The 19,460-nt window shown below is 62.4% G+C and carries 13 protein-coding genes; 4 read left to right on the top strand and 9 right to left on the bottom strand.

All coding sequences use genetic code 11. From position 1 onward, the window contains the following. Window positions 1–236: 236 nt before the first annotated feature. Together mscK and HB860_RS04575 are read left to right on the top strand one after the other, a co-directional pair. Complete coding sequence (gene mscK, locus HB860_RS04580) at window positions 237–3,557, top strand: mechanosensitive channel MscK (protein ID WP_247625860.1); 3,321 nt, start codon at window positions 237–239, stop codon at window positions 3,555–3,557. Window positions 3,558–3,686: 129 nt separating this feature from the next. Further along, window positions 3,687–4,295: a LysE family translocator gene (locus tag HB860_RS04575; RefSeq protein WP_025327715.1), complete on the top strand. Its 609-nt coding sequence runs from the start codon at window positions 3,687–3,689 to the stop codon at window positions 4,293–4,295. Between the two features lie 93 nt (window positions 4,296–4,388). Here the strand turns inward: HB860_RS04575 and HB860_RS04570 are convergent, their stop codons facing one another. The 5 genes from HB860_RS04570 to HB860_RS04550 all read right to left on the bottom strand — a co-directional run bounded on the left by HB860_RS04570 (window position 4,389) and on the right by HB860_RS04550 (window position 12,045). Beyond that, window positions 4,389–6,560: a carbohydrate-binding protein gene (locus HB860_RS04570; RefSeq protein ID WP_247625859.1), complete on the bottom strand. Its 2,172-nt coding sequence runs from the start codon at window positions 6,558–6,560 to the stop codon at window positions 4,389–4,391. 126 nt (window positions 6,561–6,686) lie between these two features. Next, a complete protein-coding gene (locus tag HB860_RS04565; RefSeq protein ID WP_247625858.1) occupies window positions 6,687–8,294 on the bottom strand; it encodes a glycoside hydrolase family 3 N-terminal domain-containing protein in 1,608 nt (535 codons plus the stop codon). 30 nt (window positions 8,295–8,324) lie between these two features. After that, the gene (locus HB860_RS04560) at window positions 8,325–9,302 is read right to left on the bottom strand and encodes an ABC transporter permease (protein WP_202046797.1); all 978 of its coding nucleotides are present in this window, start codon (window positions 9,300–9,302) and stop codon (window positions 8,325–8,327) included. A 118-nt stretch (window positions 9,303–9,420) separates the two neighbouring features. Continuing rightward, window positions 9,421–10,905, bottom strand: coding sequence for a sugar ABC transporter ATP-binding protein (locus tag HB860_RS04555; RefSeq protein ID WP_247625857.1), 1,485 nt, complete (start codon window positions 10,903–10,905; stop codon window positions 9,421–9,423). 60 nt (window positions 10,906–10,965) lie between these two features. Next, window positions 10,966–12,045: a substrate-binding domain-containing protein gene (locus HB860_RS04550; protein ID WP_197970377.1), complete on the bottom strand. Its 1,080-nt coding sequence runs from the start codon at window positions 12,043–12,045 to the stop codon at window positions 10,966–10,968. 249 nt (window positions 12,046–12,294) lie between these two features. On the opposite strand from HB860_RS04550, the gene HB860_RS04545 reads away from it, so the two are divergent. Further along, window positions 12,295–13,053, top strand: a complete 759-nt coding sequence (locus HB860_RS04545; RefSeq protein WP_247625856.1) for a response regulator transcription factor — start codon at window positions 12,295–12,297, stop codon at window positions 13,051–13,053. Window positions 13,054–13,243: 190 nt separating this feature from the next. Next, window positions 13,244–14,263: a 6-phosphogluconolactonase gene (gene pgl / locus HB860_RS04540; RefSeq protein ID WP_247625855.1), complete on the top strand. Its 1,020-nt coding sequence runs from the start codon at window positions 13,244–13,246 to the stop codon at window positions 14,261–14,263. A 62-nt stretch (window positions 14,264–14,325) separates the two neighbouring features. Here the strand turns inward: pgl and HB860_RS04535 are convergent, their stop codons facing one another. From HB860_RS04535 to HB860_RS04520, 4 genes are all read right to left on the bottom strand, one after another. Then, window positions 14,326–14,892, bottom strand: a complete 567-nt coding sequence (locus HB860_RS04535; RefSeq protein ID WP_247625854.1) for a YSC84-related protein — start codon at window positions 14,890–14,892, stop codon at window positions 14,326–14,328. A 246-nt stretch (window positions 14,893–15,138) separates the two neighbouring features. Beyond that, on the bottom strand, window positions 15,139–15,879 hold the full coding sequence (locus HB860_RS04530; protein ID WP_247625853.1) for a dienelactone hydrolase family protein: 741 nt from the start codon (window positions 15,877–15,879) through the stop codon (window positions 15,139–15,141). 150 nt (window positions 15,880–16,029) lie between these two features. After that, window positions 16,030–17,268 carry a uracil-xanthine permease family protein gene (locus HB860_RS04525; RefSeq protein ID WP_162519309.1) on the bottom strand — a complete coding sequence of 413 codons (1,239 nt, stop codon included), beginning with the start codon at window positions 17,266–17,268 and terminating at the stop codon, window positions 16,030–16,032. Window positions 17,269–17,645: 377 nt separating this feature from the next. Further along, window positions 17,646–19,355, bottom strand: a complete 1,710-nt coding sequence (locus tag HB860_RS04520) for an NAD-dependent malic enzyme (RefSeq protein WP_247625852.1) — start codon at window positions 19,353–19,355, stop codon at window positions 17,646–17,648. Window positions 19,356–19,460 lie beyond the last annotated feature (105 nt).

Here is a 19,460-nt window from a genome sequence, read left to right as displayed (position 1 = left end):
GGCCTGAAGGGTGACGTGGTCGTCATGGTCTCCGGTGCCCTGGTACCGAGCGGTACCACCAACACCGCCTCCGTTCACGTACTGTAATCAGTCCTGAACCATTGAAAACGGCGCCTTGGGGCGCCGTTTTTTTTATCTCTCCCCCCTGCTGCCTCTCTCGCGCCGGTGCTAGAATCCACGCGGATTTCCCCCCAGTGGGAAACCTCCCGAATCTCGCATAATCACCCGGACGTTTTATGCCCTCAATACAGTTCAGAAGAGCCTCGGCCACCCTGTTGCCGCTGCTCTGTTTACTCATCAGCCTCTGCGCCCCGCAAGCCATGGCGCAGGATCTGCCCCAGCGCGCCACCGTACAGCGGGCGCTCGATGCCCTCGGCAAGTCAGAGACCCTCACCGTCAGCCAGCAGGCGGATCAGAAGTTGCTGACCGATACCTTGGCCCTGCTCGACAGCATCGAGAAGGAGCAGGCCAAGGCCAAAACGCTGGCACAGCGGGTTCGCTCCCTGCCCGGCGAAATGAAAGAGATAGGCGCCAAGATAGACTCCCTGGCCCAGGACAAGGGTCCTGAGCAGCTCAGGAGCGAATACGCCAGCATGAGCCTGGCGGAGCTGGAGAGCCGTCAGCCGGAGGTACTGGCCAACATGCAGGATGCCCAGGAGGCCCTCGGCACCATAGGCAGCCAGATCACCAGCCTGCAGACCCTGCCGGAGCGGGCTCAGGCCAACATGAGCCGCGCCTATCAACGCAGCCAGGAGATCCGCACTCGCCTGAACTCCGGGGACGGCGTGAGCAGCGCCGAGAAGATGAAGCTCAATACCGAGCTGGCCTTGCTGGACTTGCAACTGGCCAACCTGCAAAAGGATCTGGACAACCGCACCAGCATGCAGGATCTGGCGGTCAAGCAGCGCGACTACCAGAGTGCGCGCCTCGCCCATGAAGAGCAGAAACTGCAGGCCCTGCAGGAGCAGAGCAGCGCCAAGCGCCTCGGCGACACCGAGAAGGCCGCCGAGCAGACCGGCGAGCTGGTCGCTACCCAGAACAACCCGCTGGTGCAAAAAGAGCAGGAGATCAACCACCAGCTCAGCCAGCAGCTCATCAGCGCCACCACCAACCTCAACCTGCTCGCCCAGAAAAACCTGCAGGCCAAGAGCTGGCTGGAGCGCGGCACCCAGACCGAGCGCAACCTGAACGAACAGGTGCAGATGCTCAAGGGCAACCTGCTGCTGTCACGCATCCTCTATCAGCTCTACCAGCAGCTGGAGGCTGCCCCCTCCACCCTGGTGAAGAACCTGGAAGAGCAGATAGCCGACCTGCACCTTGCCCAGTTTGAACTGAGCCAGCAACGGGATCAGCTGTTCCAGAAGGGCCAGTATCTGGACAACCTGATCGCCAACAGCAGGGAGACCGTCAGCGAAGAGGACAAGGCCATCCTGGTCAAGCTGATCGACACTCGCATCAGCCTGCTGGATCAGCTCAACCGCCAGATGGATGCCCAGCTGACCAACGCCATCAGCCTGCAGCTCACCCAGCAGCAGCTGACGCGCATCTATGCCTCCATCGAATTCACCCTGCAACAGCACATCTTCTGGGTCAGTAGCAACAAGCCCATCGATGGCAAGTGGTTCATCAACTGGCCGGGCCATGCCTACAAGCAGGCCTCCGACTGGGTGCTCAAGCCGGACTGGCAAGGCTGGGGCGACATGCTGCTGGCGGTCTCCCTGCTGGCACTGCCGCTGCTGCTGGTGGGTGGCCTGCTGCTGTGGAAACGCCCGACCCTGGTCAAGCGCCAGCAGCGGATCGCCAAGGATCTCGGCCGCTTCCGCCAGGACAGCCAGTGGCACACCCCCCGCGCCCTGCTCTACACCGTATTGCAGCGCCTGCCGGGAACCCTCTTCATCCTGGCCGCCGGCCTGCTGCTGGCCTATTGCGGCCTGCTGAGCCCGCGCCTCATCTTCCAGATCACTCTTAACCTGGCACTGGGCTACCTGGTGTTCAGCGTCTACCTGTCGGTGATGCGCCCTGGCGGCATCGGCGAGAGCCACTTCCGCATCCCGCGGGACGAGCTGCAGGCCAAGCGCAACAGCATGCGTTACCTCTGGCTGCCCCTGCTGCCCCTCATCATGCTCTCGACCAAGGCGGTGGTGGAGCCCTCATCGCTGGGCAACGACGTGATCGGCCAGGCGCTGACCATGCTGCTGCTGGGGCTGACTGCCTACCTGGTGCTGCCCATCTCCCGCGCTCGCATCAAGGGCGAGGCCAGCATGCTGCAGACCATGACGGCCGTCGCCCTGGCGCTGGCGCCGGTGGCCCTGATGGTGCTGGCGGCGCTCGGCTACTACTACACCGCCCTGAAGCTGACCGGTCGCCTGATCGAATCCTTCTACCTCATCATCATCTGGAGCCTGGTCTATCGCACCGCCCTGCGTGGTCTGGAGCTGGCGGCCCGTCGTCTGGCCTACCGCCGCGCCGTCGCCAAGCGCGAACACAAGCCTTCGGAAGATGCGGAAGGGGGCGAGGCCATCGAAGAGCAGCCCATGGATCTGGAAGAGGTCAGCCAGCAGTCCCTGCGCCTGACCCGCATCATGCTGCTGCTGGTGTTCGGCGTCGCCTTCTACTGGCTCTGGTCCGATCTGGTCGCTGTCTTCACCTACCTCGACAGCGTGGTGCTGTGGCACAAGAGCGAGGGCACGGGTGCCAACGCCGTGCTCTACCCCATCAGCCTGAGCGACGTGCTGACCGGCCTGTTCCTGTTCGGGGCGGCCCTGTCGCTGGCCCGCAACCTGCCAGGCCTGCTGGAGGTGCTGGTGCTCTCCAAGCTGCGCCTCGCCCAGGGCACCGCCTACGCCTTCACCACCATGCTCAACTATGTGCTGATCGGGATGGGCTCGCTCACCGCCCTGGCCATGCTGGGGGTCCAGTGGGAGAAGCTGCAGTGGCTGGCCGCCGGCCTCTCGGTCGGTATCGGCTTCGGCATGCAGCAGATCGTCTCCAACTTCATCTCCGGCATCATCATACTGTTCGAGCGCCCGGTGCGGATCGGGGACACCGTCACCATCGGCACCATCTCGGGCACGGTCAACAAGATCCGCATCCGTTCGACCACCCTCACCGACTTCGACCGCAAGGAGGTGATCATCCCGAACCAGCAGCTGATGATAGAGCGGCTGATCAACTGGTCCCTGTCCGATACCGTCACCCGGGTCATCGCCCGGGTCGGGGTGGCCTATGGTTCGGATCTGGAGCTGACCCGCAAGCTGTTGATGCAGGCGGCCACGGAGAACAGCCGGGTCTTGAAAGACCCTGCCCCCATCGTCTACTTCCTCACCTTCGGCCCCAGCACCCTGGATCACGAGCTGCGCTTCTTCGTGAGCGAGCTCGGGGATCGCAACCCGGCCATCGATGAGCTGAACCGCCGCATCGACGTACTGTTCCGTGAACACGGCATCGACATCGCGTTCAACCAGATGGACGTCCACATCAAGAACCGGCAAGGGGACGAGCAGAAGATAGAGTCCCGCCCGGGCCTGCCGCCGCCCAATGGTGGCAAGCCGGCCTGATGCCGACCTCCTGCCCCTGCAAACAGGCTCCTCATTGGAGCCTGTTTTTTTACCCGGGCTGCCGGCCTTGAAAGCGGGAGCAGGCCCCCAATATAGGGAAGACAACGGAATGTCACCCACGAGGATCTCATGGACTATCTCTACGCCGTGGTGCTCTTTGCCATCTCGGCATCGGTCACCCCGGGACCGAACAACATCATGGTGATGAGCGCCGGCGCCAACTTCGGGATCAGGCGCAGCCTGCCGCTGCTCATGGGGATCTGCGTCGGCTTCACCCTGATGCTGTTGCTGGTGGGGCTGGGCTTCGGCCAGCTGTTCACCCTCTTCCCCAGCCTGCACTTCGTCATCAAGTGTGTCGGCACCCTCTATCTGCTCTATCTCGCCTGGCTGATTGCCCGCTCCGCCGACGAGGTGACGGGAGACGCCTCAGCCCGCCCCCTGGGGTTCCTCAAGGGCGCCCTGTTCCAATGGGTCAATGCCAAGGCCTGGGTGGTCGCCACCGGCGCCATCGCCGCCTTCACCAGCGCAGGGGCCGACTTCCATCAGCAGAACCTGACCATAGCCCTGACCTTCTTCATCGTCTCTTTCCCCTGCGTCGGGCTCTGGCTGCTGTGCGGCACCCTGCTCAAGCGCTGGCTGACCAATGCCCTCGCCCGCCGCAGATTCAACCATGCCATGGCGGCCCTGCTGGCCCTCTCAGTGGTGCCCGTCATCCAGGAGATCCTGAGCCGGCCCTGACACCCCGCACATGAGCCCATCAAGAAACACAGGCCCCGAAGTGGGGCCTGTGTTGTTAGGTGACAGCTATCACCCGGCGCGCATAAAGGCCGCCTAGCTGCAGGCACCGATCAGCTTCCAGGGGTCCCCTGCGCTCGGCACATTGCCACTGTTCCACCACTTGGCCTCATAGATGTTGCCGTTGTAGGTCACCTGGTTGCCCGTGGTATACACAGACCCGGTGGCCCAGCTTGCCGGGCAACTGCTGCCCTGCTCGAAGCTGACCGACAGGCTATGGGCACCCTTCACGGCGGTGAAGGTGTAGCTACCAGCCACAGCCTGCGCCACACCATCGACGGTGAGGGATTTCACCTTGTAACCGGTATCGGGCAACAGGGTGACGGTGAAGCTGGTTCCCCCCTTGGCCTTCAACACCCCGTTCACCGGCGCCGGTGACAGAGTGCCGCCGACCCCGACGTTCACGCTGATGTCGAAGAAGACGGGAATGTCGATGGTGGCTTCGCTGTAGCTGCCGCTAAAACCGGCGAAGTTGGTCGCACTGAGGGTATTCACCGCCGTGTTCTTCAGCACTATCTGCTTGGCATCCCCCTTGGCATAGGGTTCAACCAGGCTGATGACCACGTCGCTCCCCTCCTGGCTCAGCTTGATGCCAGAGAAAGGCACCGGCTGGTTGCTCGGGGTGGTGATGACCGTCTTGGCCGGATCGAAGCGACTGACGACCAGCGTCATGTTCCAACCCCAGTTCAGCGAGCTAAGCGGCACTATGTAGCCGAGGCGATCGTAGCTGCCGGTGACATTGGTGAACATCTCGGGTCTGATATCCTTGAGGGTCAGCCCCACCAGCTCATAGGAGGAGTAGATGCCGCCATCCTCCGCCTGCGGGCCTATCACCACCGAGGTGGCCGTCTCATAGGCCTTCAGGTGTTTGAAGCCGATGCCGGCGCTGCCCGCAATCTTGTCGACCGCCGGATCGAAGCCCTGGACCACCTGCTTGCCCGAGTTCCAGGCCAGGGTGTAGATATCGGATTTGGTGATGACGGCAGCCGGATTGGCCTGCACCGACGCCGCGCTGACCCCCTTGAGCAGGACGCGCTGACCGGCAAACTGCAACTCGGCGCCATCGGCGACATCACCAATCACCAGATCCGCCAGGGGATCCGCCATGCTCCAGCCACGCAGCACGATGAGATCATTGCCTGGGGTGAAGTCATTGACCGTGGTCAGGCCGTTCGCCTGCTCGTTGAGCAGGATCTGATCCTTGCCACCACCAGTGATGACAATGTCATTGCCCCAACCGGCCGTCAGCACCTCATCATAAGGCGAGCCCTGGGTGATGCTGTCACCCGGGGTGTCAAACAGGCTGTTGTAGTCACCAAACTTGTAGACGTACTTGGTGATGCAGGTCCCGAGCTCATCACAGGTGATCTGATCCTTGGTCAGCAGGGCGCCGACCCCCCAGGCGCCACGCAGGTGTGCCGCCGCCAGTATGCCTGACATGGTGGCACGGACCTGAATTGGCTGACCGTTGTCATCCTTATCGGGCCAGCTCTTGGCCAGGGCCTGGGCCCAGGTCATGTTGGCGTCCTTGAGCAGCTTGCTTATCACCTGATAGTTGAAATGCATGGCGTCGCGCATCACCAGCTCCTGTTTCTCCGGCAGGCGCAAATCCGCCAGGGAGTTGACCCCATTCTTGCCGACAAAGGTGCCCTGCCAGCGGTTGACATCGGTCACATAGACCTTGTTGCCGCCCGAGCCCTCAATCTCGGCCAGGGCCTCGGTCTTGCAACCCGCCCAGGTGGAGTCCGGCACGAACATGTAGAAGCTGTCGTACTCCTTACCATCGACAGTCACCTGTTTCGGGCTGTAGTAACCGGCATCGATCAACACCGCCTCACCCAGCTGATAACCGATAAAACCCCAAGCGTTCAAGGAGTTGTACTGCATCTTCCGGAACATGGCCGCATCGGTCGGGGTAGCGGAATTATAGATGCTGCCCACCCCCAGCTTGTTGAAGAAGCCGCTGATGATGGTTGGCTCGGACAACATGCTGCCGGTCGAGCAGTCCCGAACCAGACGACCCGGCGCCGTCACCTGGGCATAGGTGTAGACAGGGTTGTCGAGGTTTTGCAGATAAAAATCTGCCAGTGCCGGATTGATACCGGATTCAAAGTTGCGCAGCGCATCCAGGAAGTCCTGAGTGCCCCCCTTGGCCGCCAGAGCGGGGACAGCCAACGCGAGCAACATGGTTGCCGACACTATTTTCATGGTGCTTTTCAAAGCCTGAACCCTCTAATTAGTCCATTAATCACCGGGCAATTGCCCATGCAGGCTCCCAACCACAGACTCCTAGGAGAAATCCCCCGCCATCCGGGATGGCGGGAAAAACAAAAGTTAACTGACCAGACTCACCGCCCGGCTGTGCTGGGTCGCCAGGGTGCCATTCAACACCTTGGCGGCGGCGCGAGCGCTCTCGGGGCGGGCCGAGTGGCTGCACAGGTAGTAGCGCACATCCGGATAACCGAGCAGGTCATAAGGGCTGCGCAGTGCCACCACTATCAGCTTCTCGACCTCGCGGCTGAGCCGGCGGACCAAGGCCTGGGCCTCCCCTTGGGCGAAGTCTTCTCCGGGCAGAGGATGGTGCTCGGTCACCACCAGCAGCCAGTCGTCGCCGACAGTTGCCAGCTGCTCGGGCGTCACGGACAGCACCCGTCGAGCGCCCTGGTCCAGAGCCGCGAGGAAGTGATCGAAGGCAGGTTCACGCTGGTTGGGGCCTATGCCACGGGGATTGGTGAGGTTGTGATAGCTGGTCGCCGGTGTGGCGTTGAGCACATAGAAGGGCCCCTCGCCCAACTCGGGCACCTGGCGTAGCCAGGTGAGCGCCTGGTTGGCACAGCGGTTGGCCACCTGCTGGTTTGCCGCCATGTCGGTGGGTTGATAGAGCGCCATGGGCACCAGCTTGGCGAGCTTGAAGGCAAGGATGCGAGCCAGGGCGGCATCGATCACTGCCTCGTCCAGATCCCCCGCCGCCACCGCGGCCATGATGCCGTGGATCATGGCGAACTGCTTGTCGAGGTAGGAGTCGCTGTGATCGTAGTGCTCCTCGGAGAGCATGATCATGTTGATGCCCGCCTTGAGCGCCAGCACTGCCGCCGTGGCGGGGGAGTAGTGATGAACGATGGCCCCCATGTTCATGCTGTCGGAGATGATGATGCCCTCGAAGCCCATCTCGGTGCGCAGCAGATCCTGCAAGATGATCGATGAGAGCGTGGCCGGGTGCTGACTGTCGAGCTGCGGATAGAGGATGTGGCTGGTCATGATGAGATCCACCCCGGCATCGATGGCGGCCTGGAAGGGCCGCAGATCCTGCTCGCGCAACTCGCTGAAGGACTTGTCGACCCTGGGGATCTCCCTGTGGGTGTCACCCTGAGTGTCGCCGTGCCCGGGGAAGTGCTTGCCGCTGCCACAGATACCCCCCTGATGCAGACCGCGCACCGCCGCCGCCGCGTGCAACGCCACCTTGGCGGGCCTGTCCCCGAAGGAGCGGCTGTCGATGATGGGGGAGCTGGGATTGAAGTTCACGTCGCAGCAGGGCCCCAGAATGCAGTTGAAACCGGCAAGGCGCATCTCCTCGGCCATGGTCTTGTACATGGCTTCGGTACCCTGCCCGGTCTCGGCCACACCGAGAGCCAGATTGCCGGGCCCAGTGGTGGACTCCCCCACCAGCACACCCCAGGCCCCCTCCTGATCCACTCCGAGCAGCAGCGGTAGGCGACCCTGCTCGGCACCTATGCTGGCCAGCTCCCGAGTCAATTGCTGGGCCTCGGCGAAGGTATCGCCGTTGTCCTGGCTCAGGTAACAGCCTCCCAGGTTGTACTCGACTATCATGGTGCGCGCCTGCTCGGCGGACTTGCCCGGGAAGGCCAGGATGAACAACTGACCCACCTTCTCTTTCAGGCTCCAGCCGGAGATGATGCTCGCCACCTTGGGATCCATCTTCATGTTCTCTTCCTTAAGTATCTGATAATAAATTTATTTTTTTCGCAGCTGTTTGAGCTGCCCCATGGTGAAGGTGACAGCGACGATGACGATGATGCCGCGCAGGATCAGTTGCTGATCCACGTTCAGCCCCATCAGGATCAGGCCATTGTTGACCATGCCCATGATGAGGGCGCCGATGACGGATCCCACCACCATGCCCTTGCCACCAAACAGATTGGTCCCCCCTATGATGACGGCGGCAATCACCAGCATGAGATCGCTCTCCCCCAGGGTGTAGCGGGCGCTTTGCAGCCGCCCCGAGTAGAGGATGCCCGCGAGAGCGGCGAGAAAACCGTTGAGCATCAGCACGTAGAGCTTGATGCGGTTGATGTTGATGCCCGAATACATGGCGGAGATCTTGTTGCCCCCGGTAGCCAGCACCTGCTTGCCGAAGCGGGTGTTGCGCAGCACGAAGGCGCCTGCCACCGTCACCAGAATGGTCCAGATGAAGAGCACCGAGATGGGCCCTATGTCACCCGAGCCAAAGATGAACACATAGAGGTCGTTGTCGATGGGGATGGATTGCAGCGAGGTGGACCAGCGAGCGATGCCGGTGATGATGCCGGTGGTACCCAGGGTCACCAGGAAGGAGGGAATGCCGACCTGGGTCACGAACAGGCCGTTGATGGCCCCAATCATGGTGCCCACCAGGAGTGCCGCCGAGACCGCCAGTAGAATGCTGTCCGTCTCCTGCAGGGTCAGCGCCGCGACTATGGCACTGAGTGCGACCGTGGCACCGAACGAGAGATCTATCTCGGCGGCACTCAGCACGAAGGTCATGCCCACCGCCATGATGGCGATGGTGGCGGTCTGACGCGCGATGTTCATCAGGTTGACGGCGCTCAGGAAACCTTTGTCATGAAGCACCACGGAAAAGAACACGAAGATGCCCACGAACACCATGTAGATGATGTAGTCGCGCCAGTTGATACCGCGGCCCTTGGGCGCCGGCAGAGTTAAATCTTTCATCCTTGACTCCTTGCTTGTTATTGAACCGCCGCCAGCAGCGTCTCTTCATTCACCCGTCGCCCTTCCAGGCAGGCGACGACCCTATGTCCCTTGTTCACCACGCAGGGCTCCTTGTTTGTCATTGAACCGCCGCCAGCAGCGTCTCTTCATTCATCCGTCGCCCTTCCAGGCAGGCGACGATGCGCCCCTTGTTCACCACATAGATGAAGTCACAGAAGCTGGCGACCTCTGCATATTCACTCGACACGAAGATGGCCCCGTTACCGGCGGCGACATAGCTGTCCACTATCTTCATGATTTCGTACTTGGCATGGATATCGATGCCGAAGGTGGGATCGTCGAGCAGCAACACCTTGGCCTTGGTAGAAAGGCACTTGCCGATCACCACCTTCTGCTGGTTGCCGCCGGAGAGAAAACGCACCGACTGCTCCGGACCGCTGGTCTTGACCCCCAGGCTCTTGATCTGGGCCCGCACCATGGCGTCTCCCTTGGGCTTGTCCAGACCCAATCCCTGGGTGAGCCGGTCATAGGCGGCCATCAACATGTTGTCGGCCACCGAGAAATCGAGCACCAAGCCCTGGCTGCGCCGCTCCTCCGGTACCATGTTGATGCCAAGCGAGATGGCCTGCCTGGGTGAGCGGATCCGCACCGGCTCGCCATCGATGCGGATCTCGCCCGCCTGGATGGGTGTCAGGCCATAGATGGCCTCAAGGATCTCGGTACGGCCACTGCCCAGCAGACCCGCCAATCCCACGACTTGGCCCGGCATCACCCTGAGGGAGATGTCGTGCAGCTGTGCATTCGAGACGCCCTCAAGCTCGAGCAGAGGCACGGCATCCACGGCAGACCCCGGGCGTGACCAGCTCAGGCTGGTGTCGCCCTTGCTGCCGAGCATGGCCTCGACCAGTGCCTCGACGCTGGTGTTGGCCGTGTGGGTGGCGAGCACCGTATGGCCGTCACGCAGCACGGTCACGGCGTCGCAGACCCGCATGATGTCGCTGAGATAGTGGGTGATGTAGATGATCGACATCCCCTGCCCCTTGAGGGTGGCGATCACCTTGAACAGTTCGTTGATCTCATTGTTGGAGAGCGAGGCGGTCGGCTCGTCAAGCACCAGGATGCGGGCATTCTGGGCCAGGGCCTTGGCTATCTCGACGAACTGCTGCTGACCAACGCTCAGCCGCCCCACCTCGCAGTCCGGATCCAGATCGACACCCAGCATGGCGAGTAGGGGGGCGGCACGCCTGACCCTGTCCCGGTTGGAGATGATCGAGCCACTCTCGCCGCCGCCAGCCAGGAAGATGTTGTCGGCCACCGACAGGGTCGGTACCAGGCTGAGATCCTGATACACCATGGCGATCCCCTCGGCCTGCGCCTCTTTGGGGGTAGTGAAGCGGCAGGGTTTGCCAAACAACAGCACCTCGCCACCATCCCGACCATGAAAGCCGTTGAGCAGCTTGACCAGGGTGGACTTACCCGCCCCGTTCTGACCGACGATGGCATGCACCTCGCCTCGCTTGAGACGAAACGACACATCCTTGAGCACGGGGATGCCGTCAAACCCCTTCTTGATACCACTCGCCTCTATGGCGTACAGCTCCATGTGATGACTCCTTCCGTGAGATGGAACGGGTAGCCGCCTGCGAAGCGGCTACCCGTACGCTTATTGACTGAGTGCCTTGGTAACGGCGGCCGGAGGATCCCGACGCAGCGCCTGTTGCCAGGCATCGGCCAGGTTGTCGCGGGTCACCGCATCGGCGGAGACGGTGACGAAGGGAGGGGTCTGTTCTCCCAGCTTGGCCAGGGCCCCCATGGTGGCCAGGGTCTGGCCGAGGTCATAAGGTAAATCCGTCACTATGCCGGCCACGTTGCGGCCCTTGGCCATGTCCAGGGCATTGGCGGCGCCCAGGTCCATGGTGATCACCTTGATGTCACTGCGTCCGGCGGCCCGCGTCGCGGCGACCACCCCTTCGGCAATGGAATCCCAGGGGGCATAGATGGCCTGGATGTCCGGGTGCTGGGTGATGAGAGCCGAGGCAACCACCTCACCATCATTGGCGTTGGCAATGCCCTGCTTGGCGAGGATCTGGACGCCTGGGTGATGCTTGGCCAGGTTGGTCAACACCGCCTGATCCCGCTGATTGGTGACGTAGTAATTGGCCTCGTGGTAGATGAAGCCTATCTTTCCCTGCTCACCCACCGTCTTGGCCAGCATGTCGGCAGCCAGCCCCCCCATCTCGAACAGGTCGTCGGTGACGATGCCGGCGTAATCCTTGCCATATTCAAATCCCGTTGGCAGGTTGCTGATCAGCACCAGCTTGCTGCCTTGCTGGACCGCGGGACGAAAGGCCGCGGCGCCGGAGACGGGGTCGACCACCAGGGTAAGAATGATGTCGGGAGCCATGGCCATCACGGTTTCCACGTCCGTCCTCTGCTTGTTGGCATTGAACTCGGCATCGGTCACCGCCACCACTTTGACGTTCAAGTCATGGAATCTGTCTTTGGCACCCTTGATGAGGGCACTCGACCAGTCGGAGGTGGTGTGCATCAGGATGGCGGCCGTGTAATGCTGGGCCTTGACCCTGTCTTGCTGGGCAGTAGTGAGTGTTACCTGGGTATAAGGGGTTGGTTGTTCGCCATTGGGCCCCAGGGTCGTGGTCGCCTCGGCGGCCTGGGCCCCGTTGCCGAGCAGCATGGCGGCGGTCAATGCCGCCAGTAAAAAGTGTGAGCGTTTTGCCAACATGGTATTCTCCCTATATCCATTGAGTGGTCGATAGGTATTATCTAGGTGCTTTATAGCCTGTAATGAGAGCTACCTCACTAAAGAGCGCGATGTTTTTGCGACGCAGCTCACAGGATGTTCAATTTTTGTTAATTAATGACAGGAAAAATCTGAGCATCTGGGTATTCACTGGGTGAGCCGAACACAACAACAGGGATGAATGAAGGCGAAATACGGGGACTTATCACGAGATGCAGAACTGGAAGGAACATGAGTAACAAGCTGATCCCTATCGTCGAGCAGGGGCTCTGCCATCAACTGCTGGCGCGCAATGACATCTATTTCATCAGCTTCGATGAGCAGGAGCAGGTGGTGGCATCCAGCTATCCGGTGGATACCCTGACCCTCAATCGGCTAGACGATCTGGTGTTCCTGGTAGGTCCCGACTATCTGAAGGCCATACGCCAGCGGATCCGGGGCAACCTGCCCACCTTGCATTTCGAGATCCTCAACCTTGCCTTCGAGCTCTTCGCCCATGACGGACCGGACGGCACCCGCATCTGGTGCCTGCAGATCAAGCCGAGCGAGAGCCAGGACGCCTCAGGCATAGAGCAGGATCACCGGCTCATCAACGAACTCGCTCACTCCCTGGCCGCACTCAGCGACAGCCAGGGGGCGGCGCCCGGTGAGCAGCATCAGCAGCTGATCGCCCGCCACCTGCCCGAAGTGGAGCAAAAGCTTACCCAAATTCAAGATCCGGCCCTCAAGATGTGCCTGGAGCTGATCCGCGCCAGCATGGAGAAGAGCCTGCAGGCCGACGGCAACCAACGCCTGCTGGAGGTGCTGACCCCCTCGGAGATGCAGGTGGCCGAGTTCATTCGCAGCGGCATGTCCAGCCAGGAGATCGCCAGCGCCCTCAATGTGGCGCGCAAAACGGTGGAGAATCATCGCAACAGCGTGCGCATCAAGCTGGGGCTGGCCAATCGCGGCGTCAATCTGCGCAACTACCTGCTGAGCCTAGAAAAATAATCCGTGCCACAACAAAGACAGGGCTGGCCTATCGCGGCGTCAACCTGCGCAACTACCTGCTGAGCCTGGAAAAATAACCCGTGCCACAACAAAGACAGGGTCGGCCAATCAAGACGATTCCCTGCACAACTACTTGTCTGGCCTGGAGCAATCATCCAATGATGAGCGCCAGAGCATGAAGGAGATCACAATGCAGCAAGTCGTTTATGTCGCCAACCCGGTGAGCGGGTTGATCCATGTGTTTCGACTCGAGGACGGCGAGCTGGTCCCGCTGCAGGAAGTCCAGACCGGCGGCGAGGTGCAGCCCCTGGTCATCAGCCCGGACCAGCGCTGGCTCTATGCGGGAGTGCGCCCCGACTTTCGGGTGCTGAGCTACCCCATAGCCGCGGATGGCCGGCTCGGAGCGCCCTGCTCGGCGCCGCTCGATGGCAGCGCCTCCCACACCTGCACCGATGAAACCGGGCGCTTCTTCTTTGCCGCCTCCTACGCCTTCGACCACCTCAGCGTGTCGCCCATGGATGACAGGGGTCGGGTGCTGGCCCCCCAGCAGCGCATCGACCGGCTGATGGCCGCCCACTCGGTGACCCTGCTGACAACCAGCCAGGGTCACCAGGAGCTGCTGGTCGCCTGCCTCAAGGAGGATGTCATCCGCCGCTTCACCCTGGGAGAGGATGGTCAGCTGGGCCCCCATCCCTTGGGTGACATCCACACGGCCCCCGGCGCCGGGCCCCGCCATCTGGCGCTGCACCCCACCAACGGCGATCTCTACTGCCTCAATGAGCTCGATGCCACCCTCAGCCGCTACCACAGGGAGGCGGATGGTCGCATCGGCGCGCGGGAGAGCCTAGACATGCTGCCCGAGGGTTATCAGGGAGAGCGCTGGGGGGCCGACATCCACCTGACCCCGGATGGGCGCTTTCTCTACACCAGCGAGCGGGCCAGCAGCCAGCTCAGCCTGTTCGAGGTCGACCAGGGGGACGGCGCCCTGACCCTGCTGGGCCACTTCCCGACCGAAGCCTGCCCCCGTGGCTTTGCCATCGACCACAGCGGCCACTATCTGATCGCCACCGGGCAAAAGTCCCACAGCCTGGCCGTGCACCGCATCGCGGCGCAGACGGGCGAGCTCAGCCTCTCGTCCCGCCAACCCGTGGGGGAAGGGGCCATGTGGGTGAGGGTATTGGTGCTGGACAAGCCCGCCTGGCGGGCCTGAAGCCTTAGAAATGCGCGCGGCGCTCTGATGAGCGCCGCGCAGTGAACACTTGTGTCAGGGCCTTATCTGCTGCCGTTGAGCTCATCGTCAGGCCAGTACTTGTAACCCTGCATGGTGGCCTGCGCCGCCAGCCCCTGCTCGGTGAGCTGGTACATCTTCACCTTCTGGAAGTCGGCATTGGCCGCCTCGCTGACCACCACCTTGCCATCGTCCGCCGACTTGGCGGCCAGATCCGCCTGGGCGCTGGCATCGAACCCTGTGGTGATGAATCTGTCCAGGGCGGCGGCATCGTTGAAGATGATCACGGCCTGGAATTTCTTGATCCCCATGCCGATCCCCATGCCGGCGGTCGCCATCTTCATGTAGGTGTCACGACCGGTGCGGTTGTCGCGGAGCACCCCATAGCCACTGCCGGCGCTCAGTACCAGCAGGTTGTTGTTCACATTGCTGAAGACGGCATAACCCTTGGATCTTGCCACCTCCTGTCTGGTGCTCCCATCCTGAGCATACAGGGTGGAGAGGGTCTGCTGGCGCATCTGTTGAATGTGGTTGCGTTGCTCGGCGGGGGTATCCCCCTTGGCACAGCCAACCAGCAGCAGAACGGCCAGTATATGAGTCCATAGACGCATGTCATTACTCCTTCGTGTCTCATGTGCGGGGGGCTGAGGGGGCCGCCCGATCCGGAACCGGATCAGAGGCCATCCGACCCGCTATCAGCGCTCAATGTCCGGTGCCCCGGGGCGCTGGCCAGATACAAGCCCCTCTTCGCGTCAGTATAACCAGCGCCACTGAACTTCTGCTGACCCGGCAAGCAGTGGGGCCACGCCACTCGGGGCTTTCGGTGGCAAGATCCCGCTGCGCCGCCAACGGCTGCCCTACCCCTTGGTCACCTCGCCGAGAAACTCGGTGAAGCGCCGCCAGGACTTGGCATCGGCATCGGCGCGGTAATTGTCCGAGCCAAAGACGCTGAAGGCATGGGGGGCGCCGCTGTAACTGGTCGCCTCGTGCTTCACCCCGGCGCTCTCCAGCTCGGTGATGAGGGCCGCGAACTGGCCAAGGGAGACTGCCTGATCCGCGCTGCCATGCTGGATCAGCAGGCTGGCCCTGGTCTGCTCGTAGTTCTGACCGGCCGGGGTCTCCAGCCCCCCGTGCACGCTGACGATCCCCTTGAGGCTGGCGCCGCTGCGGGCCAGCTCCAGCACGGCGGCGCCGCCAAAGCAGTAGCCCATCGCCACCGCATTGTCGAGCCGGCCGCCCTGCCTGCCCGCCTCGGCGAGCCCTGCCTGCAACAGCTTGCGCATCCTGGCCCTGTCCTGATAGAGCGCCCCGGTGAGGCGCTTGCGCTCTTCCACGGCGGTCGGTCTGACGCCTGCTCCGAACAAGTCCACCGCGAACACGCTGTAACCGAGGGCCACCAGCATCTCGGCCCGCTTCACCTCGTAGTCCGTCAACCCGTCCCAGTCGTGCACCAGCACCACCAAAGGCGCCTGCTTGTCGGCGGCGGCCAGGTAATAGCCTTCGAAGGGCTGATCGTCGACCTGGTAGCGCACCGCACCGGCCTGGGCCGCGCCCCCCCAGATAATCCCCAGCAGGGCCAGGATCCATCTCGTCTTCATGTTCGTCTCCTTGACTGTGAACAACGCCCCTGATTGTAGTCGCCAGGCCGACCCCCGATGGGTCAAGGCGCTCGCGATGGGAGGCTACAAAAGCAGGAGGCCACCCAGGGGTGGCCTCTTGTCATCGGCATGGTGCGTCCAGGATCAGTATCAGTCCTTGGCCGACTCCATGGCCCCCTCTTCGGAGTGCTGGGGCAGGATGAGGTTCAGCAGAATCGCAGCCACCGAGGCCAGACCCACGCCCGCCAGGGCGAAGTCACCTATCTTCATCTCCAGTGCGCCAACACCCACTGTCAGGGTCACGGCGACGATGGCGATGTTGCGGGCCAGCCCCAGATCCACCTTGGACTCCACCAGCGTCTTGAGGCCGATGGCGGCGATGGATCCGAACAGCAGCAGCATGATGCCGCCCATCACCGGCATGGGGATGGAGGTGAGCAGGGCGTTGAACTTGCCGAAGAAGGCCAGAATGATGGCGAACACGGCGGCCCAGGTCATGGTGACCGGGTTGAAGTTGCGGGTGATCATCACGGCACCGGTCACTTCCGCATAGGTGGTGACGGGGGGGCCACCGATGAAACCGGCGAAGCAGACGCCGATGCCGTCACCGGCCAGGGTGCGGTGCAGCCCAGGATCCTTGGTGTAGTCCTTGCCGGTCACGCCGCCGATGGCCAGCACGCCACCGATGTGCTCGATACAGGGGGCGATGGCCACCGGCAGCATGAAGAGGGCCGCGGCCCAGTTGATCTCCGGGGTCTCGAAGTGGGGCAGTGCCAGCCAGGGGGCATTGATCATGCCATCGAAGCTCACCTGGCCCATCAGCACGGCGGCCACATAACCGGCGATGACGCCGGAGAGGATGGGGATGAGCTTGATCCAGCCCTTGCAGAACACGGCTGCAATCAGGGTCACCGCGAGCGAGATCCCCGCCAGGGTCAGCGCGGTGGCAGGGGCCACCACCTGCTCGGCCCCGGCACGGCCCATGGCCATGTTGCAGGCCACCTGGGCCACCGACAGGCCAATCACCATGATCACCGGACCAATCACCACAGGGGGCAGCAGCTTGTGCACCAGACCCATGCCGCGCACGCGAATGATGGCCGCCAGGATGAAGTACATGAAGCCGGCGGCAAACAGACCGAACATGGTGGAGGGCAGGCCCCAGGTCTGGGTGGCATAGATGATGGGGGCGATGAAGGCGAAGCTGGAGCCGAGGAAGATCGGGACCTGGCGACGGGTGCAGAGCTGGAACAGCAGGGTGCCTACACCGGCGCCAAGCAGGGCCATGGAGGGGTTCAATCCGGTGAGCAGGGGCACCAGAACCATGGCACCAAAGGCGACAAACAGAATTTGCAGCCCGGCGACGCTTTGCTTGACCAAGGAAAACATGGGTATCCTTAATTTTTTGATAACTGACAGGGATAATTGACACTTTTCAGTCATCACAAGACTTTTTCAAGGCATGAGATGCGCCATTTGGCGTCATTCGTTACCTTTCACTGCTTGGGGAGGGCATGAAACTGGCTTTTTAGGCGGGATTCGTTGCTACAAGCATCGAGTATGCGATTTTACGCACTTTTGTGGCCGACGCCAATCGTTTTTCTGGCCGAATGTGATGACAAGGCTTTCAGCCCGGGCCGCCATCCATCGCCTGCTGCGGGCGCAGGTTCGAAAAAGGGTGACATCCGCCGCCCTTCGCCCCTGTGGTGGCCGGGAGCAAAAAAAACGGGGTGGCAGTGCCACCCCGTCGCGATTCCTGTCCCGTGTCAGACCCGGCGATAGGGCAGATAGACAGGCTCCCACATGTGGCTCAGGATGTGCTGCTGCAGATCCTGGCCAATCAGCGGGTGGGAGGGGTCCCGTCGCACTATGTCCTTGAGCACAGCTGTCGCCACGTGTACCGAGATGTTGCGCAGCTCGCTGATCCTCGGGTAGACGGTGCCCCGGGCGAGATCCGCCTCATCCACGCACTCCGCCAGCGCGAAGGCCGCTGTGGTGAAGATATCCGGGCTTATCTCGCGGATCTGGCTGACGATGGCGGCCAGCCCCACACCGGGGAAGATGAAGACGTTGTTGCCCTGGCCGATCCGGAACGTCTGGCCCTCATGGTGCACGTCCTTGAACGGGCTGCCGGTGGCGACGATGGCGCGGCCCTGGCTCCAGCGGAAGATGTCCTCCGGCAGCGCCTCGCAGTTGGCGGTGGGGTTGGAGAGGGGGAACACCATGGGGCGCTCGCAGTGGCCCAGCATCAGCTGGATATGCTCCTCCTGGAAGGCGCCACCGGCCCCGCTGGTGCCGAGCAGCACGCTGATGGGCACGTGGCGCAGCACCTCGGTCAGTCCCGCCTTGCCCTGCAGATCCCACTGAGCCAGCAGCAGGCCCGGCTTGGCGTAGCGGCGCTTGTATTCATCCAGCCCCTCGCGGTTGTCGCACACCAGCCCCTGGGTGTCCAGGATGTAGATGCGATCCCGCGCCGCCTGCGGATCCAGCCCCTCGCGGATCATCCCCGCGCAGATCTGATCCGCCACCCCGACCCCGCCGGCCCCGGCCCCATAGACCAGATAGTGCTGCTGGCCCAGGGTCTCGCCCTTGGACTTGACTGCACCTATGATGCCCGCCAGCACCACGGCCCCTGTGCCCTGGATGTCGTCGTTGAACGAGGGCAGCGTCTGCTGGTAGCGGGAGAGGTTGTTGAAGGCGTTGGACTTGCTGAAGTCCTCCCACTGCAACACGGCGTTGGGGAAGTGGCGCTTGACCCCGGCCACGAACTTGTCGATGAAGTCGTCGTACTCCTTGCCGCGAATGCGGCGATGGGGCTGACCCAGGTACATGGGGTCGTCCAGCAGCGCCTGGTTGTCGGTGCCCACGTCCAGCGCTATGGGCAGACAGCAGGCGGGGTGGATGCCGGCCCCCAGGGTATAGAGGGAGAGCTTGCCGATGGGGATGCCCATGCCCCCCACCCCCTGATCGCCGATGCCGAGGATCCCCTGGCTGTCGGTGACGACTATGATGCGCACCGCCTTGGCGTCCATGTGGCGGGCGAGGGAGCCCATGTCATCGACGTTCTTCGGGGTGATGTAGAGGCCGCGGGGCTTCTGGAAGCGGTGGCTGAACTCCTGGCACGCCTTGCCCACGGTCGGGGTATAGATGTAGGGAGTCATCTCCTCCACGTGGCGCGACAGCAGGGCGTAGAACAGGGTCTCGTTGCGATCCTGCAGGGCCCGCAGGTTCTGGTACTTCTCGATGTCGCTGCAGGCGCTCAGGAAGCCCTGATAGACCCGCTCCAGCTGGGCCTCGAAGGTCTGCACCTGGGGCGGCAAGAGGCCGTCGAGCTCGAAGTCGGCCCGCTCCTGTTCGGTGAAGGCGGTGCCCTTGTTGAGATTGCGATCGTTGAGCAGATCGGTGCCTGTCAGTGCAACGGGGCGAAAGTCCTCTCCCTGTGCGTCTTTCCACAGCAGATATTGTCCGGTAGCCATAGTCATTCTCTTTGATTTACATGAAGTTGCCATTCGGCAGGAGAGCAAGACTCAGATTGCAGGGGATCATATGACGTTTGGGGATTCGGTTTTGTGAGCTTGGGC

The sequence above is a fragment of the Aeromonas genomosp. paramedia genome (assembly GCF_023093515.1).
Lineage (GTDB): Bacteria > Pseudomonadota > Gammaproteobacteria > Enterobacterales > Aeromonadaceae > Aeromonas.
Note: the sequence above shows the minus strand (reverse complement) of the source record. Positions and strands in the feature narration are given on the sequence as shown.

What these genes read in the sequence shown, in the direction of transcription:
- HB860_RS04525 (WP_162519309.1), bottom strand. Translation starts at nt 17,268, where the DNA reads ATGTTTTCCTTGGTCAAGCAAAGCGTCGCCGGGCTGCAAATTCTGTTT.
- pgl (WP_247625855.1), top strand. Translation starts at nt 13,244, where the DNA reads ATGCAGCAAGTCGTTTATGTCGCCAACCCGGTGAGCGGGTTGATCCAT.
- HB860_RS04520 (WP_247625852.1), bottom strand. Translation starts at nt 19,355, where the DNA reads ATGGCTACCGGACAATATCTGCTGTGGAAAGACGCACAGGGAGAGGAC.
- HB860_RS04575 (WP_025327715.1), top strand. Translation starts at nt 3,687, where the DNA reads ATGGACTATCTCTACGCCGTGGTGCTCTTTGCCATCTCGGCATCGGTC.
- HB860_RS04560 (WP_202046797.1), bottom strand. Translation starts at nt 9,302, where the DNA reads ATGAAAGATTTAACTCTGCCGGCGCCCAAGGGCCGCGGTATCAACTGG.
- HB860_RS04555 (WP_247625857.1), bottom strand. Translation starts at nt 10,905, where the DNA reads ATGGAGCTGTACGCCATAGAGGCGAGTGGTATCAAGAAGGGGTTTGAC.
- HB860_RS04550 (WP_197970377.1), bottom strand. Translation starts at nt 12,045, where the DNA reads ATGTTGGCAAAACGCTCACACTTTTTACTGGCGGCATTGACCGCCGCC.
- HB860_RS04535 (WP_247625854.1), bottom strand. Translation starts at nt 14,892, where the DNA reads ATGCGTCTATGGACTCATATACTGGCCGTTCTGCTGCTGGTTGGCTGT.
- HB860_RS04530 (WP_247625853.1), bottom strand. Translation starts at nt 15,879, where the DNA reads ATGAAGACGAGATGGATCCTGGCCCTGCTGGGGATTATCTGGGGGGGC.
- HB860_RS04570 (WP_247625859.1), bottom strand. Translation starts at nt 6,560, where the DNA reads ATGAAAATAGTGTCGGCAACCATGTTGCTCGCGTTGGCTGTCCCCGCT.
- HB860_RS04545 (WP_247625856.1), top strand. Translation starts at nt 12,295, where the DNA reads ATGAGTAACAAGCTGATCCCTATCGTCGAGCAGGGGCTCTGCCATCAA.
- mscK (WP_247625860.1), top strand. Translation starts at nt 237, where the DNA reads ATGCCCTCAATACAGTTCAGAAGAGCCTCGGCCACCCTGTTGCCGCTG.
- HB860_RS04565 (WP_247625858.1), bottom strand. Translation starts at nt 8,294, where the DNA reads ATGAAGATGGATCCCAAGGTGGCGAGCATCATCTCCGGCTGGAGCCTG.